Origin of the sequence: Mesonia maritima, from assembly GCF_042433895.1 — a bacterium.
GTDB lineage: Bacteria > Bacteroidota > Bacteroidia > Flavobacteriales > Flavobacteriaceae > Mesonia > Mesonia maritima.
Genome location: NZ_JBHLUA010000015.1, coordinates 27,995 through 52,243, shown reverse-complemented (window position 1 = coordinate 52,243; position 24,249 = coordinate 27,995). Strand labels below are relative to the sequence as shown.

The following is a 24,249-nucleotide window of genomic DNA, read 5'->3' as shown; positions in this document are numbered from 1 at the left end:
TTAATTTAAAATTTTTATAATTATGGAATTTAACGGATTTAGAATTACTCCGCTTGGAAACGCGGAATTAAGCATTGAAAACAACGTACTTCGGGTTTCAGGAATTTCGGAAAGCGGACTAGATGGTGTTTCAATTGACACAGAAGGAAAAGGAAATTACACAGTTAATTTCGGACAATTGGGAATGATTGCAGAAAGAAATGGTGTCTTAAAGACCACTACATTGAAAAGAAACGGTTTACAGCAAGTTGGGACTTTTTTCGAATCTTTTAAGTGGTTAGATGAAGATGAAGGTAAAGTAGTTTCCGGGTATAATTTAGCATATTTACCTAAAGATTTTACTGTTTTTGGAAAATTAGAAGGAGAAAACGTTTTTGAAATTGGCAGTGGTGATCTAGAACCTGTCGAGGAAATACCACCATCTGCAGAATGGCTTGGTATTGTAGCCGCTTTAATTGGTGCTGCAGTCGCAGTTTGGAAGGAATTAAGGACAAAAAAAACCACAACAGTTGAAACTACACGGGATGGCGAAGGAAATATTACACAAGTAAAAACAACTGTAACTGAAGATCCGGAACCGTTTGAAGTTGAGGTTAACGGAGAACTTTATACTGTAGATGAGTATGGAATTGATTATAACTATAACATACCTTATGAGTTGATAGGCAATCCTATGGTAGAATATGAAAAAATAGCAGAACAGATTACAGGTGTTAATCTAGGGGAATTTGAAATTACTTCTATTGAACAAGGATAAAAAAATGGTTCTAAGTAGAATTTTGTTGGTAATGTAAGAAGTCTTTTAATTGTCAAGTCGAGCGCAGCGCAGCGAGACCTCATAGTCTCTCGACTGTGCTCGAGGTGACATAATCATAAATGCACCTTAATTTTACCACTACAAATCATATAAAGTCAAAAAATTAATTTATATTAATTTTTTTTGGACACAATTTAAAACTAAACAAATGAGAAATAATAAAAGTCTAAATGCAATTTTAATTATTACTTTCTTATTCTGCTTCAATACAATAACAGCACAAGATACCATAATATTTTATAAAAAAATCATAACAGCTCATGACACAATAACGAAAACTTTAGATGAATCCGGTAAAGAAATTGAAGTAACAACTACCCCGGTAGAAGACAAAAATATTGACTGGGAAAAATTTGATAAAAGCTCTACTATTGCTAAAGACAAAATTAAAGCTGAAGATATAGAGGGTCTTTGGAAAGCTTATGAGGGGCTTTATAGATTTTATGGGCAAAAAGAAGAAATCTTGTATGGGCAGAAAAAACAAACGGAGCGAGTTGAACATATAAATAAAACAGAGCATAAAGAACCTGTGATAATTGAAGTTAAAGGAAACACTTTTCGTAGAAATAGTAAATCAGATTTTGAGGAATTCTACATTAAAGATAATATGCTCATATCAAAAAAAGGAGAAAAACATGATATAGGTATAATTAATAAGATTACGCCCAAAATATTAACGATCTCTTGGAAGGATGGTGACAACTACACAAGATATTTCTATAAGAAATAAGAAACCAGTACAAATTATTTTATCGTTTAATTGTAAGAAATAAAAACAAGAGTGTAATTACCCTGAATTCATTGTCAGGGTTTTACCTTTTAATGGTGCCTTTTATTAAGCACAGATTAAAGCCAAAAAAATCATTAAAATAATTTAAAAATATAACTATGAAAAAATCAAGTTTATTAGTATTGTTATGTTTAGTCTTCACTACGAACTTTCTCAATGCACAAGAAGAAGAAACAAAAGAGTCAAAATTGGAGATTTTTGTTCATGCTGATATTGGAAATGGAATAATAGAGAATGATTTAGAGCCAAATTATAATGTAAATGCCGAAAACGGGGAAATTCTCCTTAATTATAAGTTTTGGAAAACACTTGGTCTAGCAACCGGAATAGCGTATAGTGAAATTAATGGGAACGGTTTTAGTTCAAGGGGTGACTTTTATCACAAACGAGCGATGCTAAAAATCCCTTTATTATTGAGTTTTGATACAAAATTAGGAGAAAAATTTAGAATGATTTCTACCTTTGGGGTATACTCACAATATGTCGTAAAAGATGAATATAGTTTTTTATTAAGAAAAATTGACAATGTATATGAAGGTTGGAATTTTGGTAGTCGATTAGGAATTAGCCTTATATATCAAGTGTATGATAATCTTGGGATTGGAGTTCATTTTAATTATCAATCTGATTTTAGCGAACTTGAAAACAACAATCAAATTGTTAATGATAAACAAAAGATCAATAATTTGAACACATTCGGTTTAATAGCAACATTCGGACTATAAAAAAAAGATGTCGAATAAATGATCTCTGTTAGTCTGAATTGAGTGATACCCAATGCTGGAAGTATTGCTTTGGATTGCCTACTAATGTTAGTGTTCAGCATCCACTTTTGTCTTAATTCTTTTTTGGTAACAGAATATGAGCGATTACAGTTGGTTGTGCACCTTTAAACTCCCATTTTCTTCCTGAAATGAGCATTTAGGGTTTACAATAAGTTAAGTATTCTCGTTTTAATGTTTCAGTATTCAAACAAATTCATATACTTGACTGTTTTCATTAAAAATCACCTTAAATGCGCTTCTTTAAAATCAATCTGCTGTCTCTAGGTTTTTTATGCGAGTGTGAAAATCATCATTACTTACAGTACTTTTTCTTCATGCGTTAATGCAAACTAAACACTTTATTCCAAAACTAAATAATTAAAAATACGTAAAAACACGTATTGATTTTACATTATTTTATATTCATTTTTGAAGATGTGATTATAAAACAACAGTTAATTTAAATATTTTATAAATTATTTTCATCTTTCTTTATCAAAGTTGTTTCTTAATTAAAGAGTAATATAGAAGAATATTACTATTATTTTCAACTGAAAAAACTCAAAACTCACATCTATGAAGTTTAGTCAAATCATTCTAATTGCGACAATTTTCATTATATCATCATGCTCTTCTGTTCCTAAAGAAACAGTTACGTTATCGAGAACAATTGGCAATGATCTTCGTGAATTGGAGCAAAGTCATACTAATTCAGTAAATATCTTATTTGCTAAAATAAATGAAGATATAGATACTTTTATCGATGAGGTTTATGCTCCCTACATCATTAATTATGTTTTAAAAGATGAGTATTCGTCATACCAAGATGGAGAAGAATCGATATATACCTCTATGATTAATGCTGCCAACACCAATAATAAAGAAACCTCTGATAAGGTTCTAGATGATATGAGTCAATTTTTAATTGCTGCAAAGAATCAAATTGAATCTAAAAGGAAAGAGTTGCAATTGCCAATTAATACTCAAAGAACGAAAGTGATAAATTCAATTACAAATTCTTACCAGAATGTTATTTATGCAAATAGTACTATAACAGGCCATTTGGAGTCAATTAGAAAGGTTAAAGAGGCGCAGGATGAAGCAGCAGCCATGTTAGGAGTAGAAAATGCAAACGAAAAAGTAAATGAACAGTTGCTTGATATTTCTGATAAGGTATCGGGAGCAGTCTTAAATGCAAAAGAAATTGATCTAAAAAGTGATGAAGCTTATAACAAGCTTGAAAAGGTTATAGATAAAATAAAAGAATTGACTAATCAAAATTAAAAGTTATGAATAAAAATAGATTTGAAGAGTTATTTAAAGAGGCTGACAAGGCTTTTGATGGGAAATATAATAAAGAATTAGATGATCTAACAGGATTGTCTAAGAAAGAAGTAGACTCTATAACTCCTGACACAACAGATTTGCGAGTTTATTCAGTATTAATTAAAGTAGTAGAAAACGCTTCGAAAGAGAATTTATCCAAAGCTCAATTGGTCGAAGATATTAAGTCTCTTGGAGAAACTGCTATAAAGATTGCGAAAAAGGTTCCGCAGCTTGCTGTTTTATTTTAAAATTTTATAGAGATGAAAAAAATCAAAATTCTTTCTATAGACGGTGGAGGAATAAGAGGAATTATGCCCGGAACTATTTTAACTTATATAGAAGAGCAACTTCAGGAAAAAACAGGAGAACCAAACGTGAAAATCGGAGAGTACTTTGATTTTATAGCTGGTACAAGCACTGGCGGCATTTTATCTTTGGTTTACTTATGTCCAGATAAAAACGGGGGATTTAAATTTAGTGCAAAGCAAGCATTAGATATTTATTTAGATCGCGGGGACGAAATTTTTGATGTTACTTTAGGTAAAAAAATTAAGAGTATTGGGGGTATTTTAGATGAAAAATATCATGAATTTGAACTAGAGCAAGCTTTAAAAGATTATTTAAATGAGGTAAAACTTAGCCAGGCTTTGAAGCCCTGTTTAATAACTAGCTATGATATACGCAATAGGAAAGCTCATTTTTTTACAAGTGCGGACGCCAAAGAAGAAATTTATGATTATCACATGAAAGATGTTGCTAGAGCAACTTCTGCAGCCCCTACTTATTTTGAACCATCGAAAGTGAAATCGCTATATGGAACACCTCATTATTTGATAGATGGAGGTGTTTTTGCTAACAATCCCGCACTATGTGCTTATGCAGAAGCGAGAACTTTGGATTTTTCAAAATTATTAAGCGATACTGAAAAACCCAATAAGCCTACGGCAAATGAAATGTTTATTCTTTCTATTGGTACAGGTGCTGAGAAGGAACCTTATTATTATAAGGAATTCAAAGACGCTGGAGCAGTTAAATGGATTAAGCCTCTTATTGATATTATGATGAGCGGAAATTCTGAAACGGTCGATTATCAGTTAAAACAAATATATCAAACATTAAGTATTGATGATTGTAAAGATTACTATAGAATTCAACCGGATATAATAACTGCTAATAATCAAATGGATGACGCGAGTTTACCCAACTTAAAAGCATTACATCATGATGGTAAAACATCTATTGAAAATATGAAACAACAGATTGATGAAATAGTTGATAAACTCATACAATATCACTAATAATTTAGCGGAACCAAAAAATAGAATGAATAATAATTTTATAAAAACATGATGATGAAACGATTAATGTATTTAAATTTTTTAATCCTTGCACTTGTAATTGAAAGCTGTAGCTCAGATGATGATTCCAGCAGTGACAATGGCGGTTCAGAAATTCCAGACACCCTCGTTAGCGGAGAGCTATTTGGTGAGCCTTTTACTGGCAACGGTAGTAGTGCCTATGTTATCGAAACTTTTGATGAAGAACGGCTTTCTGTATTTTTGAGTAGTGAAGATGTGGGTTGTGAAACCAATCAGTTTTCAGAGGCTTATACCATTACCATTTCAGGACCACGTACTGAAGGTTCAACTAATGATGTATTTGTAAGTTTTAGCGATCCAAATTCTGAAGATTTTATTACTGTAGGTAGTGGTATCGACTACGAGATTATATCCATCACCCAGACCGAAATTGAGGCCAAAATCCGTGTAAACAGCTCGGACGGGAAAAATAACCTTGAGGGGAAATTTACAGCTCCAATCTGTTCAGATGACGAAGGATAATAATTAGATTATAGAGGGTAACTTCTAAGTTATCCTCTATCTTACTTAGCTTTTTTAAGCTATCTGAAAAATGAAACTTAAAGTTCTTGTACGTTAAATTAAGAATAACTTGTAATAGACAGATAAATCTTGTCAGTATCTTTTTGGGCTACTGATAAGTTTGAATATATAAGGAAGAGTTTGAAAATTTTAAACTCAAAAGTTATTATTTTCTTTTTGATTTAATTTTTATATATTTAATAGTGAGAACTTTTTTTGTGTTTAACTTTTCGAAGTTATTAATCAAGGCTATTATTATAGTTTTCATCTCTAAACTTATGAATTAATCATTTTTAAAAAGCATAAAAATGGCTTATTATTTTTTTGCAAACCCTACGGAAATAATTTCCCAAATTTCTACAAAGTCATTTGGAGACTTACCTGATTTTGTGGAAAACCAAGTTACCTACGAAAGATACAATTTAGAGAGTAGATTTGAAATTGAAGATGCTGCTGCTGCTTATGCAATTACAAATGTAGCAGGAGTTCAATAATCTAATGGTAGAATATTATTGAATACATCTGAATCCCTTATGATGGAAAATAAATCATAAAATAATGGTAAGTTGAGGAGTAACTATTTCGTTCTATCTTATGATAATTTTTTATAGAGCACAGGTTAATTATGAGATTTATTTTATTAATGAGGAAGTTTTAAAATGAAATACGTACATCTTATAATATCTAAAATTTTTAAAATGGCAATATATAAAGAAAAATATATTAGATCGGGCTGAGCCTCTGCAATACTAATCAATGAAGGAATGAAGCTTTAAGGTAAGTAACCTAGTTTTAAAGGTTTTTTTAGAAAAAAATATAATGTAATATACGTATTTTCCCGCATTGTTTCTTTTATTTTATTCGTTGAACTTTAAAGTAAATTAATTCCGTTTAAGGTCTTGTTTTTCCTCCCTCTTTAAAAAATAAGTCCATTATTGACCCCATATTGCACGTTGACCAATGCTGTGGTAACTGCAAATTATTAAGATATTTTATTTTAAAAACATTCTTTTTTATATGCATTTTTTTATAGATCCAGCAAACTTAACAACACAATTAGCAGGAGATGCTTACGGTCCTTTATATGCTGACCCTGAAAATATATATAGAACAACGTCTAGATTTGATCTTACAACCGAAGCAAAAGCATTTGCATGTCGAAGTGGAATGATGCTAGTCCAGCAATCTACAGACGATAATTCCTTAGTTAATCTTATAATTAGGCCAGATAATAATCTAGAAGTCCCTGTAGATGTAGAATATTATGTATATAGAGGTGTTCGTAAAGATTCTTTAATTAGTGAGAACGGTAGCTGCACTATACAAATATACAATGCTGCAACAAGTAATGATTTAATTAGTAGAATGAGACAAGATTCGCTTATTGATGATTTTTCTTGTTCGCAAATAGGATATGATAATTCGTTATTAGATACAGATCTTATCGATGATTTTTTTAGTTACAAAAATTTACAGATATCCCCGGTGTGGGTTAAAGAAGGTGAATGGATTGGAACTTTTGGCACTTCACATAAAATCGGTTTTGAAATAGTTTTGAAAAGTAATTTCAATAGTTTCGACTTAGGGTTTTTGAGAGCAGCATATAATCAAATAAATGTAACAAACCTCAATGGTTTTGAACAGAGATTAAAACGTGAAGAAATTTTAAAATTTATAGATCCAGCTGCTTTATATGGCATGTATTTTAATGAAGGTGTGAAGTATTATGACATAAACGTATCTAATAATACTCAAACTACTAGTACAAATGCTAGCAATAATAAGTTTTTATATACTAAATTAATTGAAAAATTTTATTCGAAAAATAAGATCTATGTTGATATACGAAGTGAAAAAGGATACTCTTACAATTTTTATCAAAATTACAAGGTGTCTGGGACAGACTCTAATAATATCCAAATAAGAACTCAATCAGGAAATAGCCCATTTAATGCACAGGAATATCAAACAAATCAATGGCCCATACTCATATTGACAGCTACCCACACTTCAGGAAATCAAAACTCTTTAAAACTTAGTTTACGAATAGGTGATAACATAAATCCTATTCTTTATACTAAAACCAATCTAAGTAAAGATAAAGGTAATAGTAATAACGGGGTTACATCTCGATATTTTAAAACTGCTGATCTTATTGATAACGGTAATAGTCCCGACCACACAACTTGGACAAATGTATTCAGAATACTTTTTCCAAATACACAGTCAGGAACTTCCCGTGCTTATATAAGCAATTATGTGAGATTACATTATTATAGAGCAAAACACAATTCTAATAATGTTAATGATAGTGTATTGGAGAATATACATTATTATGATTCTGCATTTTGTTCTATTGACATCCCACAATTTAGCTTAACGGATAATTTAGATGTAGGATCTGTTGAAAGTGCTAATCCAAGATATGTTAGAGAACCAATGCATTATGATGCAAATCATCCTAATTATGATGCGAATTATAACCTTGAAGGAACCGGTAATTTTGAATTAAACATGATAAATGGTGCTTATTGGGGAGATGGCCGTGTTCTAATGTATGCAAGAATTGAATATGAAAATACAGCTAAGGTTTCTGGAAAAGAATATCTAAATACTTATGAGCAACAATTATCTTCATTTATACAAAATCCTTCATATAGAATTATAAGTGAAAGATTAAAGTTTATTTGTCGTGAATATGATATTACAGGTAATATCAATAATACTAAAATGCCAAGTATCAATTTTTTTAGAAGTAATGATTTAGCTGATTCTGGAAAAAACCATAAGGAAAACTGTATGCTATTAGGTTTGACTATTGATGAAATGATTTCAATAAAAGCAGATACACAATTAAGTGATAACCATCAACGTTTTATTCATTTAGAACCTATAACGGGTAATCCGCAGCAAGACAATAATGCTAATGGATATTTTGCTTACACGGTTAGACTTCAAGGTTTTGATGATAATCAAAATTCAAATATAATTACACCGCAACATAATGATAATGACATTATAGTTTACAGTAGAGATAATCAATTTTTTAGCTCTTACGCTTTTTCTGAAGATGAAGATATAACAGCATTACAAGACGGAACTGCTTTAGATAATCGAATAGAGTTTCGAGTTTACCATGACGGCATTATTAAGATAACAGACAATGTTGATTTTGCAATTGCACTAGCTTACAACCAAGAAAGAGTTTACTATGTTTATTATAACACACAAAATAATACTTCAGAAATACAAGGTTTAGCTGAAGGTGAAGCAAATGCCGTTAATGGATTAGAGTTGGTGATGGCAAATGAGATGGATAAGCAAAGTGGAATTTTGGGTGCAGTCCCTAATGGATTTGTACAATTTATAAACTATGCTAATGAAAATGTTCCTGGTGTAGATGCTACTCGGTCATATGAAAATAATAGTGGCGATATTGTCACTGAAGGTAATTATAATATAAGAAGGTATAATAATCAAGGAAAAAAATCATTTATGGTGAGAGTTGTTACAGAATCTATAACTGCAACAAATGGAAATGTCACTAATTACTTTAGAGATACAGCTATAGGATTTGATTTGAAGTTTCAAGGAACTTTAAGATTATATGCCAGTCCACCTCTTGCTGGAGCTGTTTTAGGTGCTTTAATACGGGCAAACCAAAATGTAATAAGCGAAGGATTTGCTTATATAAAAGGTTCTTGTTATCCTAGTTCACAGCATGTTAATGGACAAGCATTTGATAGTAATTATACTTTTGTACCTGTGGATGATCAGAATTTTATTAATGCACTAAACTTTTTTGGTTTTGGGTTTCATTATATTGGCGATGAACCATATCATTATAATAACTTAAACGACCTTCCCAATACAACACCAGATATTTGGTGGAATTTACATGACGGACATTTACATTCTCAAAATGTAGTATTAAATGATGGAAATAAAGTTTTATGATAAAGAGTAGTTGCATATTGTCCATTTTATTTTTTTTTCTGTTTTCCTGTAAAGAATCAAATAAATTTGATAAACAAGCTTACATTAAGGATAAAAAAGGTGCTAAGAAGGATACTTTTCTTGTGAAATATTTTAGTGCAATTGATATTCCGTATTTACTTGAGGAGGAAAAAGACTCAATTTTAAACAGGAAAGATAAAATAGTAGAAGATAAAAAATTTAGAAACAGATTTATAAGTAAGGCAAGAGCTAGGCGCAGTGGCATTAGAAAGTTTAATTATATACCATACAAAGGAAAAAAAATACCTGCACCTTTCAAAAGGTTTTTATTGCCTAATGAATTAGAAAAATTCAATAAAGATTCTTTAGCCCAATTTATAATTCTGTATGAATTATATAAACAAAGGTTAAAAAAGGTTGGCACTATTATTAAATATGACTTATTGTCCAATGACGAAATTCAAAAGTTAATTCAAAGCTCATTTAAAGATAGTATTCATTACAAAGAATTAGCAAAAAAGCGTTTTTTAGGAGATAGTATTAAATTCTCAATAAAGTATAATAGAATAACTGATAGCTTACAAAGTATTATTCATCCTATAGATTCTATATTACCTTTTGGTCCCAAACCTCTAGGCCAACTTGTAGAAAACAATAAAAATTTTTTAGGTTTTTATATTAAACAAGGTGGTGATTCTATTACAGAAGAGAAAAAAAAGAAAAGAAAAGATATCTATGATATTTGGATGTATTTTCTAAAACTGCATCCTTATGTAGATGCGGATTTATCAGAAGATTACGAACAAAAATTATTGCCGCCAATCGAAAACTACAAAATGTTAGAAAATACTCTTTTATCTACATTAATACAGGATGGTTATCAAAAAGAATTTAACCCCGTAAATGGAAGTTTTGTAACACGATTACCTAATATTAATAATTATGAAATTTATTATACAACAACAGGAGTAGATTACCCTATAGGTTGTGGTGCGTTTGCAAAAAAAGAAGAAGATTGCTGCTTTGCTAGAGATGGTTATGATTGTAATAGTACAGGCTATTTAGTTCTTTATAATCGTGAAGAGAAGTTCGCCACAGTTATTCCTGCCTTTATTTTAAATAATTCGCAAAGTTATGGGTTTCAAATACAATTTTTTTATGTAAGTAATAAGACAATTTTTATATATCAAGGTTATTCTATGTATAATCGGTTTGTAGATGAAAATGGAATGCTTGATCGATATCTACATCATAAAGATGGGAGTACAACTAGTGCCAGAGGTTACAAATCTGTTGGTCTAGCAAAGGCTTATGAGATAAAAATTCTAAATAATGAAATCAAAGTATCCAAAATAAAAAAATAAACATATATTATGGCCAGATATATACCACCATTATCATTACTTATTTCAGTAAATGATTTACCCTCTAGCTTGGGCTTTGTGGAAAATAGTTTAAATTCGATTTTTTCCAAATTATACTTTAAAGCCTTCTATACTGAGGGGAGCATTCATACTCATGAAGTTAATTATAATATCACAATCGTTAGTTTTGAAAGATTAGGACTTAATCTTGGTGGTGAAGAAGGTTTTTCTTTAGTACTTAATCCTGGCTTTGTAGAGGGAGATACTTCAGAATTTCCTATGTCAATACTCTATAATTGGCCATTGTTAAAGTATACAAAAAGCTTTGATTTAGAATCGTTTAGTTTTTCAATTGAAGCAATTTATTCTTTATTGTTAGAGTTAGGAAGGATTGATGAGGTTCAACTTTTCAGTATGTTTATGAATGTCTTTTATCCAGACTATGGAATTGATCAAAGTGATAGTGAAGAACCATTTCAGATATTTATAGATGATTTTAATACCAATAATAATCCTGCAACTCCACTAACGCTTAATGTAGGGGGGAATGAAATAGAAATCATAGAAGATTTAATTACACAATTGTCTTCTAATGGTAATGAATATTCTGTCTTTGATTTTGTACTAAATGATTACTTATCAAGCGATGATGATTTTGGTTCTGTTCAAAAAAAACTAGAACGCTTATTTTATGATGTATTTGGCAGTTTCACAGTAGATAACTTTCAAAAATTTCTGACACCAAACTTTTTAGCTTCTCTGAACAACCTATTTTTAGCCCTTGAGTTTCCTAGATCTTGGTTAAAACCGGTAGATGGTCAAGGAGAAGTTATAGAAGATGATAGCGCGAAATCTTTACTTACTTATAATGTTGGAGGTGTATCCTATCATTCAGAAAAAGGTTTTGAATTTATCAACCCCGATAATTTTGATTTAACGCCCTCCCAAATAGGGGATACAGGACTTTTGATAAATATTAATAATCTAAAATTTGATTTTAGAACAGATAGGAATATCCCTGAAGCCGATGCGGACAGAAGACCCAATGAGTTTCAAGGGGTTTATGCGGATTTAGTTTCTATCACACTCCCCAAAAAATGGTTTTCTAATGCAGACTATTCAACCTTGCAGTTGGCAGGGCGTAATCTTTTAATTGGAACAGGAGGAGTCTCGGGTACTATTTCCCTAGAGACCTTATCAGGAGATTCTAATAATGGGAATGCATACTTAGGTACACAAATTGGTAATTGGTTTATAGGGTTCAATTATTTTGATGTACGCTTAAAGCAAAATATCATAGAAGATGTTCGTATAGAAGGCTTGCTAACTATTCCAGGTTTAAAAGAAGGTAATGCTGATGCAAAATTAATGATAGTAGGAGACATAGAAAGTAACGGCAATTTTGAATTGACGTTCAGTGATCCTCAAGGAGTACCTTTTACCCTTTTCGATTTTGTGACATTTAATATTCTTTCTGCTCACTTAGGAGAAGTAAACGATAATTTTTTCTTGGGGGTTTCTTGTGAGATTTGGTTTCAGGATGATGTAATGAATAAACTAATTGGCGATCAAAAAATCATTATTCCGAAATTGAGAATATATGAAAACGGAAGGATGGAGATAGAAGGAGGTAACACAAGCATACCTACCAATATTAGTTTAAATTTAGGTCCTGTAGAAGTAGCCGTTACAAATGTGCACTTTGGCTCTCACCAACAAGACGGTCGTAACTACAATTATTGGGGTTTCGATGGGGCTATAAGTATAGATCCGTTAGGTATTGATGCCCGTGGGGAAGGCATAAAATATTATTATACCGTTGATAATGATGATTACAATGGGGTGGGCGATTCTTTTATACATATTAAAACTATCGCTATAGATTTAATCATACCCGGTACAGCTAGTCCTGAGGCTGCCATGGCTATAATTAATGGCGCACTATCCATACCAGACCCTGGAGAATCCGGAGAGTATCAGGGTGAAATCTCTTTAAAGCTTCCAAAGGCAAAAATAGCCGCCTATGCTGCTATGCGTTTACACCCCAAATATCCTGCTTTTGTGGTAGATGCAAATGTAGATTTGCCGAAACCTATTCCTATTGGTCCTGTGGGTATTTATGGATTTAGAGGATTATTAGGTTATCGATATCTTGTAGAAAAAGAAGCTGTAGGCTTAGCTTCCGATGCCAAATGGCAGGAATATTATAAAGCCCCACCGCGTGGTATTCATATTTCAAAATTTAGTCAACCTGAAGATACAGAAAATTATCAGAACCCTATTGCATTAGGTGCAGGAGCCATTTTTGGGACTAGTTTTGATGGAGGGTCTTTACTTTCGGTAAGAGCTATGCTTGTACTATCTTTACCTACAGCAGTGGTAATTGATGGAAGTGCATCTATCCTTGCCAAACGAATAGGATTAGACAGCCCTACCGAGCCTCCTTTTTATGCATTTGCTGCTTGGGGACCGAATTCTCTTGAGTTTGGAATAGGTGCAGACTATTCAATACCGGATACAGGAAACAATAGAGGGTGGCTACTTGATATACAAGCAGATGTAGAGGCTTATTTCCCTTTTAATAATCCATCGGGATGGTATGTAAACTTTGGTACGGAACAAAATCGTGTAAGTGCTGAGTTTCTCACATTATTTACCACGCAGTCTTATTTAATGTTATCATCTCAAGGAATTCGGGCAGGAGCAAAAGCTTCATTTCTTTTAGAAAAGAGATTTGGCCCTGCAAAGGTTAAAATTAGTGCATATGTCGAGGTAGGAGGTCAGATAAGTTTTGAACGGCCCCAAATAGGAGGCTTCATAGGGGCTGGTGGACAAATATTGGTAGATATTTGGGTTTTGAAGTTGGATATAGGTCTTGATGCTTTATTGGCTGTTGAGGCAGCTAAACCCTTTTTGATCTATGCTAAATTAGATGTGAGAGGATGTATTAAGGTATTATTTGCCAAAGTTTGCAAAAGTTTTACCGTAAAACTTAAATGGGAATACGACTCTACTGTAGACCGTACCCCCGTACCTCCGTTACCTTATACAAACTCTTCTCGGGAAACTGATCGTACAGAAGAACTTGTTAAAGGAGTCCATATGCTTACCAATAAAACTTATCCTATTCAAAAATTAGAAGTTAGAAATTCGGGAGTAGCATATATACCAAATGCAGCAAATATTGATACGATTATTCCCTTGGATACTTATATAGATTTAAAATCTGTGAAAGGGTTGATTCCTAATATTAATTCTCAGAAGATAGGAGGGAATGTAAGTGGAGCTCATAACTATACAGATTTAATTCCTCCACAAAAAGTTGTGCGTGGAGGAAATGAACTACGACAAGTAAAGCATAAATATTCTATAGAAGAAATAGAATTAAAAATATGGAGTGGCAACAGTTGGGAAGATTATGAACCTTTTAAGGCGGTAGTAGAGGAAGAAGAACGTGATCAATTACCATCTTTAATAGGATATTGGCAAAAATCTGATAAGCAATACAATACTATAAGGTTGATGGCTACCACACCTATGACTTATACTGAAGCCGGAGAACCTGGGTGGTATGTGCCTGAAGAACATGGGATTACTGCTTCTCAACTATTTTGTAAGGATGAAGAAAGATCAATACATTGTGGCAATTTTCTAAATAAAGAAGTGGGGAAAGAATATTTTCCACCTGCGCAGTACTACGGACATTATATTAATGGAGCGTATTTTACATTAGAAGGCACTTATTATGTTTATGATGATCTAGAGGATAATCAAGATAAGTTTTTGATTACAAACCGTTCCAACACTCATGGATTCAATAAGTCGTTACAATTTGAAAATCATAAACATCTGGTATTATTGTTAGAAGAACCGTCTATTGAGGTTCGATTGAAATTGAATTCTGATGCGAGTTCAGTTACCATAAGTTATTATAAATCTGTTATTAGCGCTGGTATAATTCCAGTTTATGAACTCATTCACGAAGAACAGAAAACTGCAGCGGAGTTACAAAATGAAGTGATTTATATAAATGAAAATGAGCATATTTCTAAAGTTATTATAAGACCGGTGGAAGCCAATCAGGAAGAAATAGCTCAGCTAGAGCAAGAAATTGCTGCCATGTTTCAGCAAGATTATCGAAACAGTAATGGCATTATAACTGGAGGGATACCAGCAAACCCTGAATTATATCAAGAGCTTAAGGATCAATTGGATAGTTTGCGTGGAGCAGGCTGTTCTATAGATCGAGGAGGCGACAATGATGGGGGTCCAGGGAATGGAGAAGACGAAGATTGCGAAAAAGACGAGGCTCTATGCGGTCTTTATGAAGATTTGCTCAACATATTTAATACATGTTTTTTATTTCCTATTAGTTCTACCTCACAAGTTGATCAATCTTGTTTTGATACTTTTTACCAAGAATTACAATCTTTTATAAATAAAAACCCAGAGTATAGACTAGAGGAAGTATTAGAACCTGAATATAGTTTATATTTTGAATTAAGGAGAGAGATTTCTGGATGGTGGGAAGAAGGAGGAGAAATAAACATCCGAAGTTATGTAAATTTTAGAGATACTGCTTTTATACTCTTAGAGCGAATCCGTAGAGCAGGAAATTGCCACTGTGGTACTGGTTATAGTTTTGATCCTTTAATTTGTCATTATTACAACACCTTAAATGCATTACTAGCCCAATATTTTACAGTGAACCAGGAAGAAGAAATAGGTGACAATTTATCTTATTACAATGTGGTTTATGAAATAATTCGTAATGGATTGATCAACTCAACTCTTCTTAATCAACCTGAAATGGTTGAAGAAATATCTCCGCTATTTGATTTATACCGACAAATAAACGAAGCTTTGCAAGAAGGAGAACAAACTTTGGAGATGTTAGATGAATTGAAAACGACCTTAGCATCTATTGTAGCTATTTTAAGGCGAGAAGGTTATTGTGATTGTGAAACAGGATCAGATGTACCCGGGCTAGAAGGCAATTACAATTGTTATACTTCTTTACAAGAATTTTGTTGGATGACCGTTGAAAATTTTGAATACAACGAAACTATACCGGGACAGGAAGCTATTGAGGAGGATTATGAAGCAATGGTAGAAGCTATTGAAAATACTGCTCAGCCTATATGGCGCCCAAATTCAAAATACTATTTACGTTTTCGTCTTAAGGATGAAGTGGATGGAGGAGAAAATGAAGGGATTTATGATTACTATTATGGATTTAAGACGGTAGGCCCTATTGGCCACTATCATTTAGATCCCAATGTAAATGATTTACCTGTGGGAGCTAATACTGATAATTTCCCTTTAAATACACTTTCTGATTATATAGATTTTAGAAGATCATATCCTGATGCTAAAGGGAATTTATTAAAAGCAAAACCGCTGTTTTATGGATTTGCACAATGTAAAATAAATCTCTTTTTTTTAAAACCGATGGTTTATCATATGTTAACAAGCTGGCCATCTTATCAAGGCCTTCCGTTGTTAAATGGAGATATGCACGTGGCAATAAAAGATCCGGTAACGGAAGAAATCATTCCTTATCCTTTACCTTCTAGTTACGAACAAGATAGTGTACCTATACCGCAATCCTTATCTTGGAATCAAGATTTAAGACCACTAAGTCCTATTCAATTGGAGACAATGAATAATTTGATAGAATATGCTAACGAAAATTATGCAGATATGGAATGTACTCCTGTACTAGGGAGGCCTATAGTACCAAGGAGCCCCACATTCTCATTAATTTTAACCAACTTGAAACCAGAGAAACTATATACGGTTATTATTTACAATGCATTTGATAGTAATGGAAATGGGAGTTTGGAAGATAGTGAAAGTAAGCAAATTCACGAATATGTATTTAAGACTTCCCGTTACGAAAATTTTAGAAAACAAATAGAAAGCTATTTATTAGAAGGTGAAGAAAACTCCACTCCCACTCCTGCAATATTTGATTTGCCAATAGCTTTAAATAGCAATGATATAGATATCGCATACCAACTTATTTCTGATCCTACTTATACAGGTAGTAGTAGTTTAGAAAGACAATTTTATCATAAATTTGATAGAATAATGGAAGGAGTATTTGGATTTGAGCCTTTACCTGTAGCTGTAACTACTGAATTCAATAAAATTATAGATAGTAATACAGGAGATGTAGTTGCTTTACTGGTACGAAACCCTGAACCTTTTAATAATCCGAAAATTCCTATTGCAGAAATAGAAAATACAATAAAGGTTATGGCCTCTGAAACTATGGATGCTGTAGGCTATTCTGTACTCTTTTCCAATGACTATTCACAAGCATTAATAATGAATACTTCTAAACATCTGTCAGATGAATTTATAAATCTTAAGTTTATTTACAAAATTTGGGATGGCTCCGAATACATTGTAGAAGAAGAACCGGGGGTACCGAATGACGAAAAATTAAATACCGTATATATCAAAAATATAAGCATCAATCCTGAAAATTAATATATTATGAATAGTTCAGAAATTATACCAAGTTTAGAACAGAGCCTTATCACCACAGATAGAGACTGTATACAATTAGGAAGTGAAGAGGTAGCTACTATTTTGGTAAATTTAAAAAGTGAAGAAGGCGAAATAATAGAAGAAGGAGGTGCTGATGTTTTAATATATGCTGAAGGTATTGAGATATCAGAAACAGAGGATAATAAAGATGGAAGCTATAGAGCTTTTATTTCAGGAGCTCGTGAAATAAACGAAGCACGAGTTGGATTTCGTTTAGATGGAAAGCCTAGCACTAAATTGATTACTATTCGTGTTCAGGAAAGATGTCCGGAACCCTTCATTGATTTTGAAAGAACACAACTTATAGCTGAACCCCCAGAAATTTTAAATGATGGAAAAGATTATAGTACTTTATTATTACAATTATATGACCGCGAGGGAAGATTATTAGATGATAAGACTCCTGTAAGTCTTATGGCTAATAGTGGTATATTAAGTTCAACGGTTTTTGATGCTGAGCAACGATTATTTACAGCATTTTTTCGCAGTAGAAGAGTAGGGGAAGTGGGTGTTTATGTAAGTGTTAGAAATGTGCGTTACCCTGTTACTATAGGTGAGGTAAGAGTCGTAGATCCTGAACCACCCGAAGAAGAGTTTTCTATAATACCATATGAGAGTCATACGATGTTACAATCTTCTAGTTTATATCTGCAAGCAGCGGGATCACCAGGGATAGATAGCACCAAGGGTATTCATTTACGCTGGATGTTAAGAGGAGCACTAGGAGAATTGCATTTGCCTAAAGGGAATCTAGCAGAACCTAACCAGACTTTTAATCGGTCTGAAGATTATGTAAAGATATATCGGGCGAAATATTCGAAGGTTTCCTTTACTTTAAATTTAAATAGAGAACGCCCCGCAGTAATTGATCATGCCAACCGTCTCTGGATATACAGAAAAGAAGAAACTAGAGAGATCTATCTCTATTTTAGAAATGCTGCTAAGTATGATAGCTTAATAAGTAATATGAGTGCTGATATTAATCATTCGAATTTTATAGCTCTCTACCATCCAGAATTATTGGAATTTGAGTGTAAGGATGATTTATTTTTTAAAGCTAGTTTAGGTAGCTCTGAATCTTCTCAAACTTCAAATAGTACCATACAGTTAGAGACCTTGTCTGTTCCTGAAAATAATTTAAATTCTAATAAGATTCTTTCTTGGCGCAAGACATACCAAAGTTCTGAAATTAATAATATTTCTCCTGTATGTGAAAATGGCAAGAGTATTCGTTTTAAATGTTTTGATTGTGATATTGATTTTATAGAATTTGAATTTTATCATGATTTTCTACAGAGGACGAATAATAACTCTAATGATGGTTGGAGATTATTAGGTGATTTTTCTTTAAGTTTAGATACTCCAGAAGTAATAGAGCGATTAGAACCAACAAGTGGATCTGTAAATGGCTCATGGCATCAATATGATGAAGCAGCCACGGTTAACATTAATAATTATAAAAATAAATGGGATGGTCCGGTAACGAGTGAAGATAGAAATATTCAGCAGTTAGTAGAAAAATTCATTTATTTGAGTAATAATTCTTCTAATCCGACAGGGAGTGAAAATGTGGCTATAGATGCTACAGAATCGCTTGATATATCTCTATTAAACTTACTTGTATTGGCTAGTCATGATTTTCACATAGCTCGAATGTTGGGATTGGGAAAATTGGATATTGAACAAACTGTTTTTTCGGATAGTTACGTTTACATAGCAGAGTATTACACTGAAGGAGATTTACAAGACGGACAAGGAGAAAGGGAAGCTCACCATTTATTTATGAGCTTACCCACTTCTTTAGAAGATCAACGATTACCTATACCTCTTGATATAAAGGAAATAAAGCCTGGGGTATATTATGGTTATGATGGGGAAACATTTAGTCTTACTGATGATGATGGTTATAGTTATGATGGAAAAACACGTTACATAAGTATTTTTTCTGAGGAAGAGACCAATACATTATATAACCCACCTTTTTATATTAGTTATAATGAGTTCTTTGCTCATTCATTTACTTATCCTGTTTATACAGGTTTAAGACATCGTTTAAATAGTGAAAGTCAATGGAGAAAACCGGAATTATCTAATGATGAAGAATATCAATATTTAAAATCTAATGGCAGTATAGGTGAAAATGAAACTATACCTCTCTTACCTCCTGAAAATGGAAAACCATTGTATGTTCATAATCAAACAGAAAGTGGTGTTTATCATTATAATCCTTATGGGATAAATTGGTTTTCCCGGGCCAAACCCAGTGAGCGAGTTGTCTCCATAACAACAAATATACAACCCAAAAATAATTTACTTCCTCCTAGTAATTTAAAACCCGTTTTAGTTCAGCCTGAAGAACCATTACTATTTACTTCTGCTGAAGATCAAGAGTTATTAAATACTATAACTTTATCTGATAAAACTCTTGTAAGACTTAGTTTTAATTTTAATACAAAGCAAGATTTAATATCTTATACAGTTGATGATGATTCGATTACCAATGCTGATTATGAGCAAGATCCTGAATTGGTTTTCTCTGATAGCGATGAGGTTTTTGCTGATAAAGTACAAGTCTTCTTTAGGGAGAACTTACCACTAAAAATATCAGGTAAAGCTACAGGCGTACAAAATCATCCTTCTGATCCTTTTTTAGCATTAATTAATACAGGGCCTTATGATATAGGAAGTTCTGGTGGACCTTTAGAGCAGATTGTTCCGAGTCTTGATAATGGTGATGAAACACGTTTTGTTGGGGGGGTAATAAACATTGGTAATCAAAATTATATTATTCAACAAGTCAATAATTCTGGTAACTGGCCACAGTTTTCTGTATACAAGAAATTGATCGGAGATCAGTTGACAGCTATTGTACCTTCAGATGATATTGATCCGGCAAATTTAGAAATGCCTGTATTGTCTTCTGATGGCTTGTTTATGGCTACTGAAAACATGCAAGATGAAATGAATTGGGCAAGTGCAAACCCGATGAATTTTGAAATACAAATTGGCAATAATTGGAATGTACATCGAGAAATTTTAGAATTAACTAACGAAGCGGGTGACACCCGGAGGATTTTAGAAAAGAGTCGTGGGATTTGGTCTGAAGAAAATCAAGGACATAGTCTAGTTGAAAAGTTTTTTGAAGAGGAGGCAATCTTAGACAGTAATGGAGAACCTCAATATGATACCAATAATAATTTAGTTACTCAAACTGTCCATAAAGGCCTATATAAAATAACCTTCCATGGGGTCAACTTAGCTCATCATCCTCAGTTTAATACTAATGTAAATCAACCTAAGGTAGATTGGTATAAAGGTATTGTTCGTCTATTTACTGAAGAAGCTCTGCAGGGGAGCACACCTACTCTGAAAAGAAAAGTACTTGACGTAATTACAATAGAAAATATTGGTACTACTAATGACCTAGTTGTATATGCTCAGGATACAACTTTTAATGATGATTCCGATTATGATGAGGTAGCTACTGGAAATAATCTCACTGCTAATTTTTACCCGGGATACAAAGCTCATCTTTATTCAGACCAAGCAGTAAGTTTAAATGAAACGAACACACTACCTGATGAAGAAGATTCTAAATACACCATTTTTGGACTTCGGGTGACTGAAAGCAATTATAATTATGAGTCAAATATAGGTGCACCAGGCTTAATGCTCGCTCAAAAAATTGTTTTACCTCAACAACCGGAACCGCCTGAAGGATCTTTATATGCTACTCGACCTGATTATTTTGGTAGAGCTACCTATACTTTTACAACGAAATACAACCATCAACCCCATGGGGTATTATTTTACCGTACTAGTGAAGAATCATTACTCCACGCCTTATATAGTCGAGAAACTATAGCTGAAATAAGAACTGCTTTAGAAAATTTAGGAGGTAATGATGAAGATTATTTAACAAATAGGTGGCAGAATTTTTTTGATTTTAATACTTTGATTACTGATGGGGATTATAGTGTATATCCACCTGCAGGTGTTTCAGATGACGGGTATAAGTTTCCTAACCCTGATAAAGCAGCTCTCTTTGATTGGGCTAATCATGTATTAAGTGAGTTAGGACAACCTTTGATCTCCGCTAACCCGGGAACTCTTACCGTGGGAGACCCGGTATTAATAGAATTTGTAAAAGGAGCTATCTTTAACGCATTTGTACCTTTAACTGAAGTACCTATATTATATCAATATATTCCAAATAGTTCATATCAACCTATTGATAAAAAACAAGTAATTAAAGATAGGAATGGGAACGCTATATCTCCAACAAACCCGGATTTTGAAATGGCTCCAATGATGAAAGTTATAGGAACAAATCCTCATGAAACACAATTTACAGATTTTAAATTAGATGGAACCTCTAATAATATATATTTCTATGGAGCTAGAGAAATGGGGTCTCAAATGAAACTAGGACCATTCAGTACTTTTTTAGGTCCTATTAAACTTGTAAATTCGAAAGCTCCTAATTCTCCTGAAATAAAAAGTGTAAAGCCAATTTTAGAAAATGAAATTACAGGAGTGAGTTCAGCTATTGAAATAAAAATAAATAGTTATCCAAAAGTAGAAAAAATTAAAAAAATAAATTTATATAGGGGTACAGATAGAAGTCAATCACAATCTATACGAAGTATGAATTTGGTAAATACAGTAGAACTTGAAGAAGGTAGTGAAAGTTCTTGGCAAATTAAGGATAATTTTGATGATCTTGATGAGGTTCCTTATTCAACTGCTCTTTATTACCGAATAACGGTAGAAAGAGAAGTTGAATATGCAGATTCAACTAATAATATTATTACTGCATTTGCACCATCAAAGCCGTCTAAACTAGTGGCTAGCTTGGTGGTAGAAAATTCGTTGCCTTCTGCTCCGCAATTAAAATACTACTCTACAACTCCAATTGCTCAAGAGATTCAAGATATAGTGTTATACTGGGATAAAACTTGTTATAATGGCATTTATCATTTATACAAAATGAATAATCAAGGAAATTGGGTTAAAATACATCACTTACAGTCTAATAGTGAGACTATATTCCTTAATTTAATTGATACAGACTTAGCTACAGATAGTTTATTAATTGAAAATGCTGATGGAGAGAGTATCTATCATCATTTTAAGGTAATTGTAGAAAACAATACCGGAATGTTAAGTAGAGAAGAAAATATTCTTACTGTACATCAGATAGAAAACTGGACAGATATTGCTGATTACAACGAATAACAAATTTTAAATAAATGTATGGCTTGAATATTGGTCATGAGAAACAATAAATGAGGTATGTCAGCCTCATGAATAGCAAATAATTTGTGAATTTCTCATAATTAGAACTGTTTGATTGTCTGAAATTATTGTTTTTCATAGTTCTTGTGGTAACGCAAGAACTATGAAGTTTGGCATATGCTACGGGCAAAATTTTGGTATTATGAGCTGAACGTTATTATAATTTGCCATCTAAGTTTTTGTTTGTTCCCTTATCTGGTTCAGGATTTAGTATATGGACTTTTGAATTTTCTAGTTCAATATGTAATATTATATTAAATCCTGTGTGAAATAGAATTTTTCAAAAATGAATTACTTTTAATAACTCATTGCTCAAGTTTTGTTAACTTAAAAAGTTAATAATTAAAAGGTTTGAAATTTTTTTAAAAAAACTCACAGAGCCAAATAAAAAATGTATGAAAAATCGAATTAAAAACGATGGAAATGATGATAAAAGTGAACTTACCAATGAGTTAATAGGAAAGGCTAAAGAGAAACAATTATTTATTCAAAAGATAACTGCTGAATTAGAGAAAGGAGTGGTTTTACTAATTTAAGTAAAGAACAAATATTGGCAAAGGTTAAATCCTTATTAAGATGATTTTATCAAATAAATAGGTGTTCTTTAATCTAAAATAACCACTTAAATCATTATTTCATATTTTCAATTTCCCCGAAAAGATCCTTCAAAGAAATAGAAAAATACTTACAGATTTCTGCAAGCGTACTAACCGTGATATTGGATCTGTTAGCTTCAATTCTTGCAATATGGATTCCGAGATCATTATAGACTTCTTCTTGAGTAAGCCCTTTTTCATTTCGTAATGCTTTAATCTTTAAAGCAATTTTTTCCAGTAACTCAATATTTCTAATCTGTTCTCCCATGGATTTGGGAAAATGGAAATTTTTATTAATATTTGTAATGACAAAAACGTCATTTATATGAAGAGAATTTTTATACCCGTCTTGTTGTGCGCTTCGTTTTTACTAAACGCTCAAAACACTGAAGAACTACAAAACGAAATTGAGTATTTGCAGGAGATTAATTCCACTTGTAATCTCTTAAATACCAATGGAAATGTAGAGGTAGTCAACAGCAATGATGATTTAGATTTTAAAATTATTTCTGTAGCGGGATCTACAGATGCACAGATGATCACGCTCAAGTTTTTAATAAAACATGAACTTGTTAATAAAGAGTTTGATCTCCACGTCGGCTCTGGAAAACCCTTAGCATATAATGTGGTAGGGGAAGCTCTAGAATTTAAATCGGCCGATTTCCCTAATTCTCCGAGTCAGATTCATAGGGGAGTAATGGGCGTAAAAGTACCAACTAGCGTGCCAGTTCAAGGCCAAATTGAATTTCAAAATGTTCTCCCCGGTACCACTCAATTATCCTATATAGGATTGAATTATTATTTACTGAATTTAAGAGGAAATAGAGATCGAGAGACATATGAAATTGAAATTAGAAACATATCTGTGGATTGGAATTAATAATTAAAATAACATAGCA

General features: G+C 32.4%; 15 protein-coding genes. 14 read left to right on the top strand and 1 reads right to left on the bottom strand.

Annotated elements, in window-relative coordinates:
- Window positions 1-22 precede the first annotated feature (22 nt).
- From ACFFGL_RS12290 to ACFFGL_RS12230, 13 genes are all read left to right on the top strand, one after another.
- Window positions 23-757: a hypothetical protein gene (locus ACFFGL_RS12290; RefSeq protein ID WP_309727554.1), complete on the top strand. Its 735-nt coding sequence runs from the start codon at window positions 23-25 to the stop codon at window positions 755-757.
- A gap of 208 nt (window positions 758-965) precedes the next feature.
- Window positions 966-1,547, top strand: a complete 582-nt coding sequence (locus tag ACFFGL_RS12285) for a hypothetical protein (RefSeq protein ID WP_309727553.1) — start codon at window positions 966-968, stop codon at window positions 1,545-1,547.
- A 158-nt stretch (window positions 1,548-1,705) separates the two neighbouring features.
- Window positions 1,706-2,332: a hypothetical protein gene (locus tag ACFFGL_RS12280; protein WP_309727552.1), complete on the top strand. Its 627-nt coding sequence runs from the start codon at window positions 1,706-1,708 to the stop codon at window positions 2,330-2,332.
- A 615-nt stretch (window positions 2,333-2,947) separates the two neighbouring features.
- Window positions 2,948-3,655 (top strand): hypothetical protein, encoded by a 708-nt coding sequence (locus ACFFGL_RS12275; protein WP_309727551.1) that lies wholly within the window; start codon window positions 2,948-2,950, stop codon window positions 3,653-3,655.
- 5 nt (window positions 3,656-3,660) lie between these two features.
- Window positions 3,661-3,945, top strand: coding sequence for a hypothetical protein (locus ACFFGL_RS12270; RefSeq protein WP_309727550.1), 285 nt, complete (start codon window positions 3,661-3,663; stop codon window positions 3,943-3,945).
- Window positions 3,946-3,957: 12 nt separating this feature from the next.
- The gene (locus ACFFGL_RS12265; RefSeq protein ID WP_309727549.1) at window positions 3,958-4,995 is read left to right on the top strand and encodes a patatin-like phospholipase family protein; all 1,038 of its coding nucleotides are present in this window, start codon (window positions 3,958-3,960) and stop codon (window positions 4,993-4,995) included.
- Window positions 4,996-5,046: 51 nt separating this feature from the next.
- Window positions 5,047-5,538 (top strand): hypothetical protein, encoded by a 492-nt coding sequence (locus ACFFGL_RS12260; protein ID WP_378928532.1) that lies wholly within the window; start codon window positions 5,047-5,049, stop codon window positions 5,536-5,538.
- Between the two features lie 347 nt (window positions 5,539-5,885).
- The gene (locus ACFFGL_RS12255; RefSeq protein WP_309727547.1) at window positions 5,886-6,071 is read left to right on the top strand and encodes a hypothetical protein; all 186 of its coding nucleotides are present in this window, start codon (window positions 5,886-5,888) and stop codon (window positions 6,069-6,071) included.
- 523 nt (window positions 6,072-6,594) lie between these two features.
- Window positions 6,595-9,534 (top strand): hypothetical protein, encoded by a 2,940-nt coding sequence (locus tag ACFFGL_RS12250; RefSeq protein ID WP_309727546.1) that lies wholly within the window; start codon window positions 6,595-6,597, stop codon window positions 9,532-9,534.
- Window positions 9,531-10,898 carry a hypothetical protein gene (locus tag ACFFGL_RS12245; protein WP_309727545.1) on the top strand — a complete coding sequence of 456 codons (1,368 nt, stop codon included), beginning with the start codon at window positions 9,531-9,533 and terminating at the stop codon, window positions 10,896-10,898. Before ACFFGL_RS12250 ends, ACFFGL_RS12245 begins: the two co-directional genes overlap by 4 nt.
- Before the next feature lie 9 nt (window positions 10,899-10,907).
- Window positions 10,908-17,396, top strand: coding sequence for a hypothetical protein (locus ACFFGL_RS12240; protein WP_309727544.1), 6,489 nt, complete (start codon window positions 10,908-10,910; stop codon window positions 17,394-17,396).
- Window positions 17,397-17,402: 6 nt separating this feature from the next.
- Window positions 17,403-22,694, top strand: a complete 5,292-nt coding sequence (locus ACFFGL_RS12235; protein WP_309727543.1) for a hypothetical protein — start codon at window positions 17,403-17,405, stop codon at window positions 22,692-22,694.
- Between the two features lie 455 nt (window positions 22,695-23,149).
- Window positions 23,150-23,290, top strand: a complete 141-nt coding sequence (locus tag ACFFGL_RS12230; protein ID WP_309727542.1) for a hypothetical protein — start codon at window positions 23,150-23,152, stop codon at window positions 23,288-23,290.
- Between the two features lie 94 nt (window positions 23,291-23,384).
- Here the strand turns inward: ACFFGL_RS12230 and ACFFGL_RS12225 are convergent, their stop codons facing one another.
- Window positions 23,385-23,618: a helix-turn-helix domain-containing protein gene (locus ACFFGL_RS12225; RefSeq protein ID WP_309727541.1), complete on the bottom strand. Its 234-nt coding sequence runs from the start codon at window positions 23,616-23,618 to the stop codon at window positions 23,385-23,387.
- Window positions 23,619-23,675: 57 nt separating this feature from the next.
- Between ACFFGL_RS12225 and ACFFGL_RS12220 the strand changes: the two genes are divergently transcribed.
- Window positions 23,676-24,230, top strand: a complete 555-nt coding sequence (locus ACFFGL_RS12220; RefSeq protein WP_309727540.1) for a hypothetical protein — start codon at window positions 23,676-23,678, stop codon at window positions 24,228-24,230.
- Window positions 24,231-24,249 lie beyond the last annotated feature (19 nt).